This is a genomic window from Candidatus Atribacteria bacterium, from assembly GCA_011056645.1.
GTDB lineage: Bacteria > Atribacterota > Phoenicimicrobiia > Phoenicimicrobiales > Phoenicimicrobiaceae > Sediminicultor > Sediminicultor quartus.
In genome coordinates, this window is the sequence record DSEL01000085.1 from 1 (window position 1) to 8,066 (window position 8,066).

General features: G+C 34.1%; 5 protein-coding genes and 1 tRNA gene. All 6 read right to left on the reverse strand.

Annotated elements, in window-relative coordinates; genetic code table 11:
- Positions 1 to 196 precede the first annotated feature (196 nt).
- Positions 197 to 643 (reverse strand): single-stranded DNA-binding protein, encoded by a 447-nt coding sequence (gene ssb / locus ENO17_03360; protein ID HER24075.1) that lies wholly within the window; start codon positions 641 to 643, stop codon positions 197 to 199.
- Between the two features lie 98 nt (positions 644 to 741).
- The gene (locus tag ENO17_03365) at positions 742 to 3,243 is read right to left on the reverse strand and encodes a leucine--tRNA ligase (protein ID HER24076.1); all 2,502 of its coding nucleotides are present in this window, start codon (positions 3,241 to 3,243) and stop codon (positions 742 to 744) included.
- Positions 3,244 to 3,362: 119 nt separating this feature from the next.
- Positions 3,363 to 3,438: transfer RNA gene (locus tag ENO17_03370), tRNA-Ala, on the reverse strand.
- A 227-nt stretch (positions 3,439 to 3,665) separates the two neighbouring features.
- On the reverse strand, positions 3,666 to 4,577 hold the full coding sequence (locus ENO17_03375) for a hypothetical protein (GenBank protein HER24077.1): 912 nt from the start codon (positions 4,575 to 4,577) through the stop codon (positions 3,666 to 3,668).
- A 271-nt stretch (positions 4,578 to 4,848) separates the two neighbouring features.
- The gene (fusA, locus tag ENO17_03380) at positions 4,849 to 6,954 is read right to left on the reverse strand and encodes an elongation factor G (GenBank protein ID HER24078.1); all 2,106 of its coding nucleotides are present in this window, start codon (positions 6,952 to 6,954) and stop codon (positions 4,849 to 4,851) included.
- A gap of 95 nt (positions 6,955 to 7,049) precedes the next feature.
- The gene (gene lipA / locus ENO17_03385) at positions 7,050 to 7,928 is read right to left on the reverse strand and encodes a lipoyl synthase (GenBank protein HER24079.1); all 879 of its coding nucleotides are present in this window, start codon (positions 7,926 to 7,928) and stop codon (positions 7,050 to 7,052) included.
- Positions 7,929 to 8,066 lie beyond the last annotated feature (138 nt).

Here is an 8,066-nt window from a genome sequence, read left to right on the forward strand (position 1 = left end):
ATCCAATAATATTCCAATTCACCAATAAAACTAGCCTTGTGAACAATTTAGCTTGCTAATTTAATGTTAAATCTTTAAATCGACTCATTAATAAACTAAAGCATACACCCAGGGGCAACTTTCAATTATATTTTACGTTTTCTAATTTCTAGTTTTTTCTTCGTACTAGATTATGCACTAACAAATATTCGTTATGTTAAAATGGAATATCTTCTTCTGATATTGATGTATCTTCATCTATTTTTTCATTATGAAAGGGCTCTTCTCCCTCCACTGAAACTTCTTCTGCTGCACCTTGACCTTTCACTAAATCTAAGAACTGTACTGTTCTAGCATTAATTTCAAAAGAAGTTCTTTTGTTTCCCTCTTTATCCTGCCAATTATTAGATCTTAGTTCGCCGCTTATAGCTACTCTTCTACCTTTTTTTAAAAACTGTGAAACATTTTCCGCTTGCTTGCCCCAGGTAGTGACATTTATAAAGAGAGTATCTTCAACGTTGTTTCCTTCTTGATTCCTGTAAGTTCTATTTATAGCAATGCCAAATTTACATACTCCTGTTCCTCCAGGTGTATATCTTAATTCCGGGTCTCTGGTTAGTCTGCCAATAGCAATAAAACTGTTTAAATCGCCAAAAGTTGCCATAAAAATATTTCCTCCTTTTTAGTTTAAAATTTAAATTTTTGGCATGCCTTATAAAAGGTTGAATTGATCCGATCCACTAAAGGCAATACACTGTTTTTTTATTTTATCACAACATTGACCAGTTTCCCAGAAACAACAATAATCTTAATAATCTTTTTCCCCTTAATTCTTTCTTGTATCTTTGATAAAGAAAGCACTTCCTCTTTTATTTTCTCGTCATCATAGGATGCGGGAACGGTCAATTTCTCTCTTAGCTTTCCATTTACCTGGACTACAATTAACTTTTCCTCTTCTTCCAGCATCTTTTTATCATATTTTGGCCAAGGTTTTTTATAAATGCTTTCGCTATTCCCCATCTCCCGCCATAGCTCTTCTGAAAAATGAGGAGCAATTGGGCTTAACAATCTGACTATTATCTCCAAAGCTTCTTTTACTGCAAAAACATCCCCTTCTTTCTCCTGTTTTTCATCGGTTTCTAACTGAAATTTGTATATTTCATTGACTAACTCCATAATGGCACTAATAGCGGTATTAAAGTGAAATCTTTCCTCGATATCTTCAGATACTTTTTTAATCGTTTGGTGGGTCTTCTGCTTTATTTTTTTAGCTTCCGTACTTATCTCTTTGGAGGTAAAGTCCTTCTCCTTTTTCGGCTTTTCGAAAAAACCAATATTATTGTAGACCAATCGCCAAACTCGATTCAAGAATCGAGATGCTCCTTCCATTCCTGTATCTGTCCATTCCATATCTACTTCGGGAGGACCGGCAAATAACATCATTACCCTGGTGGCATCAATTCCGAATTTTGAAAATATTTTTCCAGGATTAACTATATTGCCTTTTGATTTAGACATTGCTGCCCCATCTTTGCAAACCATCCCTTGGGTAAAAAGTCTTTTAAAAGGTTCTTTAAAATTGACATAATTCATATCGTATAAAGCTTTCGTAAAAAACCGAGAATACAGTAAATGCAGTATAGCGTGCTCGACACCACCAATATACTGATCAACTGGCATCCAGTATCTTAATTCTTCAGCATCAAAAGGTGTTATATCAGTTTTGGGAGAACAAAATCTAAGATAGTACCAGGAAGAACAGACAAAAGTATCCATAGTGTCTGTTTCTCTTTTAGCTTTTTTGCCACATTTTGGACAAATTGTATCAACAAATTCTTTGCTGCCTGCAAGCGGCGACATGCCTTTGGGTTTGAAATCAACATTTTCCGGGAGCAAAACTGGTAAATCACTTTCTGATACGGGAACCATGCCACAATCAGAACAGTAAATTATAGGGATAGGTGCACCCCAATAACGTTGACGAGAAATAAGCCAATCCCTTAACCTGTAATTAACCTCTCGCTCTCCAGATCCTTTTTTAATCAGATAATCAATGATGAGATCTGATGATTTACTGTTCGGTAAGCCGTTAAATTTGTTAGAATTGACCATAATGCCTTCTTGATCGAAAGCCGCTTCCAACGTATCAGAGGTAACCTTCTTATCCTTTGGTTGAATAACTATCCTGATGGGTAAATTATATTTTCTGGCAAATTCAAAATCCCTTTGGTCGTGAGCAGGAACGGCCATTACTGCACCTGTTCCATAATCCATCAACACATAATTTGCTACCCATATGGGGATCTCTTCATTATTCAAAGGATTTATTACGTATTTGCCGGTGAAACATCCCTTCTTTTCTAAGATACCTGATACTCTATCTACAGCGCTCTCTTTACTTACCTTCTCTTTGAAAACTTGAACCTCATTTTTATAGAGGGAATCTTTTATTACCTCTTCCAGTATAGGATGTTCGGGAGACAATAAAAAATAAGTTGCCCCGTAAAGGGTGTCAGGGCGGGTAGTGAAAACCGGAATAGTCTTATCACTACCTTTTAAAGGAAATTCAATTCTTGCCCCCTCACTTCTACCTATCCAATTTCTCTGCATAGTTAATACTTTTTCTGGCCATTCCTCTAAACATTCAATATCATCAAGTAATCTCTGGGCATATTCGGTTATTTTGAAAAACCATTGGGATAGCTCTTTTTTGACAACTTCGGAATCACATCTCCAACATTTTCCGTCTATTACTTGTTCATTTGCCAATACCACATTACAGGAAGGACACCAGTTAACTATTGCTTTTTTCTTATAAGCTAATCCCTTTTTATATAGCTGCAAAAATATCCACTGCGTCCATTTGTAGTAACTCGGATCACAGGTGGCTATTTCTCTATCCCAATCATAACTGATACTCATATTGGTTAGAGTATTTTTCATTTTTTGAATATTGGTTTTAGTCCAAATTGAAGGATGAATTTTATTTTTGATAGCAGCATTCTCTGCAGGTAAACCAAAGGCATCCCAACCCATGGGGTGTAAAATATTATATCCTTGAGAATGTTTGTATCTCGCTACTACGTCACCGATAACATAATTTTTAACGTGTCCCATATGAGGTTCACCCGAAGGATAAGGAAACATCTCCAAAACATAATATTTCGGTTTTTTATAATCGACATAAGATTTAAAAAAATCATTTTCCTTCCAATGTTCGCGCCATTTTTTTTCAACTTCGGTAAAAAGATATCTTTCTTCCATTTTTGAACATTCCTCCTTAAAAATAAAAATCCCGTCTCAAGTAATTCATCAATTCATTACCAGGGACGAGATTCTTCTCGTGGTACCACCCTTGTTTAGTAGATTTTTAGATTATAATTTGGTGGAGCTGGCGGGAATCGAACCCGCGACCTCCTCCACGCCAAGGAGGCGCGCTCCCGACTGCGCTACAGCCCCACACTTTCTACTCTTATTAAACAATTAACGCTTGTTAACGTTGTAAATTATATTTAAATCAATATTTTTGATTTAAATTTTCGCTTACAAAACTTGAAGGTGAGTTTAAAGGTTTTTATCAGCTTTCACCAAATGCTGATTCTCTTTTTATAATATACCTTTCAATCCTTCGTTCGGTCTTTTTCTTTTTTGGTTAGTTTTTAGTATAATTGAAAAGAAAATAAATGTCAATCGATTATCGAGACTACTTCAAGATCTAAAAGGGCTCCCCTAATTTCAATATCTAATTCCGCATCACTTTTACCATATTCCGAACTAATAAAAGTTTTTTCATTTATTTTTATTAAATTCTTGATATCTAATTTTGTAGTTGGAAAATTTCTAAAAATTATCTTAATCCCCATCTGATAAGGTATCTTTAAAACTATTTTAGCCGCCCCTGCATGAATGTATACTTTCGATGGTTTATTCAAGCTACCTGAGAAATCAAAGGTGTAACTTCCTACTCCACCGCTAAAATGCATTTCATCAAAATTTGCATTAGCCAAACCATACATCTTTATAATGGAGGCACCTGTTTTAATATTAATACTTTTTAAATCTATAAGATTTGGTTGATTAAATGCAACATTGGTTTGACTTGCTCCTGAATTAATACATAGATTTTCTATCAGTAAATTAGTTAGATCAATATAACCACTATATGTTGCGGTATTGATATATAATTGTAGAGGGACATCTGAAGGCAATTTTAAATCCCATATATTTTGGGAAGGAAATGATAAGTTAAGATCATTTTTGATACTCTGAGATAGGATTAGAATTCCGGTTTCTCCGAGTTTTTCATATTGGATATTGGGTTTAAGGATGCTATTGTCATATTGAAAATTACCTTCAAATATATCGTCTTCCCCGGAAATTAAATTAAACTTTCCTGCTCCAAATTTTACAGTCACTTTCAATGAATCTAGTTTTCCCAAAGGAATAACTTTGTTTTCACTATTCTCTTCAATTGCTATTGAATCAGAAACAATAGTAGATAAAATAAAAAAAAGTAAAATTATTAAAATATATCTTTTTTTATTTAACAATTTCAATTTTATCACCCTTCTTGTAAAGACAAATAAAGTGCAGGGCAATTTGCTTTACCCTGCACTTACAGAAACGTTTCTTATAATTTTGTCATTTAATTATAATTAATATTTAATCTGCGAAATACCATATCAAATATGCTACCGCTCCAATAATTGCTACCCACCAATACCAGGCTAAATCTGAAAACATATTTCTACACCTCCCTTTTTTTGTAATACTTTTTTGTATAAATTAATAAATAAGTCTACCTTAATATAATAATTCTATATTAAATTAAAAAATCCTTCTTTTTTCTTAAAAAAATATTTTATTTTTTTAAGAATTATTGTTTTCTTCCTCTTCTTCTTTGTTTTTGGTAATTATTTCCTGTACGATATTAGCAGGTACCTCCTCATAATGGGAAAATTTTAAATTAAAAGTACCTCTACCTTGAGTAATGGATCTTAAATCAATAGCATATTTAAAAATTTCTGCTTGGGGTATTTTTGCCTTAATAGACTGCTTTCCGCTTGAAGATTCTTCCATACCCATTATCTTCCCTCTTTTACTATTCAAATCTCCAATTATATCTCCCATATATTCTTTTGGAACTATTACTTCTATATCCATAATTGGTTCTAATAAGATCGGGTTAGCTTCTGCAGCTCCTTTCTTAAAAGCCATCGAACCAGCTACCTTGAAAGCCATTTCTGAAGAATCCACCGGGTGATAACTGCCATCATAAACAGTAGCCTTTATATCTACAGTAGGATATCCTGCCAATATTCCTTTTTTCATTGCACCTACCACACCTTTTTCCACGGCGGGACGATACTGACGTGGAATAACTCCTCCAACTATTTTATCTACAAATTCAAAACCTTCTCCCCTGCTTTTGGGTTCAAGCTCTAACCAGCAATGCCCGTATTGTCCCCTTCCACCGGATTGTTTCTTATATTTCCCTTCAACTTTAACATTCTTTCGAATAGTCTCTTTATATCCTACTTTAGGAGTACTCCTTTCTACCTCTACACCAAATTTACTTTCCATAGTATCAATGATTACTTCTAAGTGGGATTCTCCCATACCAGCTAATATACTCTCTCCGGTATCTTCATCTCGATAAATTTTTACTGTAGGATCTTCATCAATTATCTTGCTTAAAGCAGTGCTTAATTTATCCTCGTCTCCCTTGGTTTTAGGAGAAATAGCCAGAAGCATTATTGGTTCAGGGTAATCTATTTTTTCAAATAAAACAGGATTGTCTTTATCACAGAGAGTATCTCCGGTAACAGTGTTTTTAAGTTTAGCAACTGCAGCTATATCTCCTGCATAAACTTCAGAGATAGAATTTTGATTTTTGCCCTGCATTTTATAGATCTTTCCCACTTTATTATCCACATTTTTTGAAGAATTATAAATATTTGAATCTTCGGATAATTTTCCTGAATATACCCTAAAGTAGGTTAAATTTCCTACGTAAGGATCTGCTACAGTTTTAAAAACAAAAGCTGAAAATGAGGAGTCAACTGTATTTTCAATCAATTGCTCAACAGAAGTGTTTCCATTTTTAGCTACAACAGGGGGCATTTCAGATGGAGAAGGAAAGTATTCACCAATAAAATCAAGAAGAAGCTCTATCCCTAAATTCATGGTAGCCGAACCACAAAGAATAGGTACAATCTTATTTTCCTTTATCCCTCGTTTTAACAAAGAAGCAATCTCCCGATTAGTTAAAGTTTCACCATCCAGATATTTCATTAAAATTTCATCATCAAATTCGGCTACCCTTTCCACTAATTCTTTCCGGTAAGATTCTGCTTCTTCTTTCATATTCTGGGGGATTTCTTGTTTTTCGAAAACTGGTTTACCTTCTCCTATTTTCTTATAAATAATGGCTTTCATCTCTACTAAGTCGATTAGTCCCTGGAAATTTTCTTCCTTACCAATAGGTAACTGTATAGAAATTGCCGATGTACCAAAAATTTCCTTAATCATATCTTTTACTCGATAAAAATCAGCTCTTTCTCGATCCATTTTATTGATAAAAAATGCACGAGGTAGTTTATATTCATCAGCAAAATTCCAAACTTTTTCAGTCTGCACTTCTACTCCCGATACTGCACACACCACTACTATGGCACTATCAACTACTCTAAGACTTAATTTGGTATCAGTGATGAAATCAAGATAGCCTGGAGTATCGAGAATATTTACCATTAAATCCTTTAAATTTAAATAAGCCAAAGATGAATTGATAGTTATTCCCTTTTTTATTTCTCGAGGATCATAATCTGTAGTGGTATTACCCTGTTTGATATCTCCCAATCTAGTAATCATTCCTGAATCATAAAGCAAAGCCTCGGTAAGCGAAGTTTTTCCGGAATCCCCATGGCCTACCAAGGCAATATTTCTCACTTTTTTAATATCATATTTGGTCATATAAAACCTTCCTCCTTGTCTCTGCTTAAATTTTTTTATTTGACTTATTGATTTTAATTCTATCAGATATATTTAGATTTATCAAAGGAATTAGTCTACAAATTAAAATTAAATTGTACTTTTTTTAATATTTCACCAGCATGATAAGAACTGCGCACCAAGGGGGCTGAAGCCACGTACTTAAAAGCTAAAGACATCCCTATTTTCTGATAATCTTCGAATTTATCCGGGTGAATATAACTGCTGACTTTTAAATGGTGAGAAGATGGTTTTAAATATTGGCCTATAGTTAAAATATCACAGCTCACTTCCCGTAAATCTTTCATTGTTTGGATAACTTCTTCTCTTGCCTCCCCTAATCCTACCATAATCCCCGATTTAGAAATAATATTTTTGTCCCTAATTTTAACCTGCTTTAATAACTCCAATGAGCTCTCATAAACTGCTTTTGGCCTTACTAACTGATATAGACGGGAAACTGTTTCGATATTATGATTTATTACATTAGGTTGTGCATCTATTACCGTTTGGAGTGCTTGCCAGGAACCCCTAAAATCAGGAATTAATACCTCTATGGTACTTTCGGGAAGTATTTTTTTAATTTCCAGAATTGTTCGGGAAAAATGTCTTGCTCCGCCATCCGAAAGGTCATCTCTGGTTACCGAAGTAATTACGATATGTTTAAGATTTAGATGTTTTGCAGCTTGGGCAACATGATAGGGTTCCTCCGGATCTAGAGAGAGAGGTTTTCCTTTTTCTACAGCACAAAACTTACAATTTCGCGTGCAAATATTTCCCAATATCATAAAAGTAGCCGTTCTTTTTTTAAAACATTCGCCTCGATTAGGACACAGAGCGCTATCGCAAACAGTATGTAGATTTAGTTCTTTTAATAACAGATCCATCCGTTCTAATACTTTTTGATCGGGCAATTTTCTTCGTAACCAATAAAGATGTCCTTTTTTACCTGTCATTTTGAACTCCCTAATATTAAATTGTTCCTTAGTAGTGAATAGTTAATAGTCGAATCTTTACTTTTAAATATAATTTTCAGTTTTCAGTTCTTAATTTTCGGTATGTAACCTAACTATATCACCCAAATGTATACATTC

Coding starts and splice junctions, on each gene's coding strand:
- ssb (HER24075.1), bottom strand. CDS start 643: ATGGCAACTTTTGGCGATTTAAACAGTTTTATTGCTATTGGCAGACTA.
- fusA (HER24078.1), bottom strand. CDS start 6,954: ATGACCAAATATGATATTAAAAAAGTGAGAAATATTGCCTTGGTAGGC.
- ENO17_03365 (HER24076.1), bottom strand. CDS start 3,243: ATGGAAGAAAGATATCTTTTTACCGAAGTTGAAAAAAAATGGCGCGAA.
- lipA (HER24079.1), bottom strand. CDS start 7,928: ATGACAGGTAAAAAAGGACATCTTTATTGGTTACGAAGAAAATTGCCC.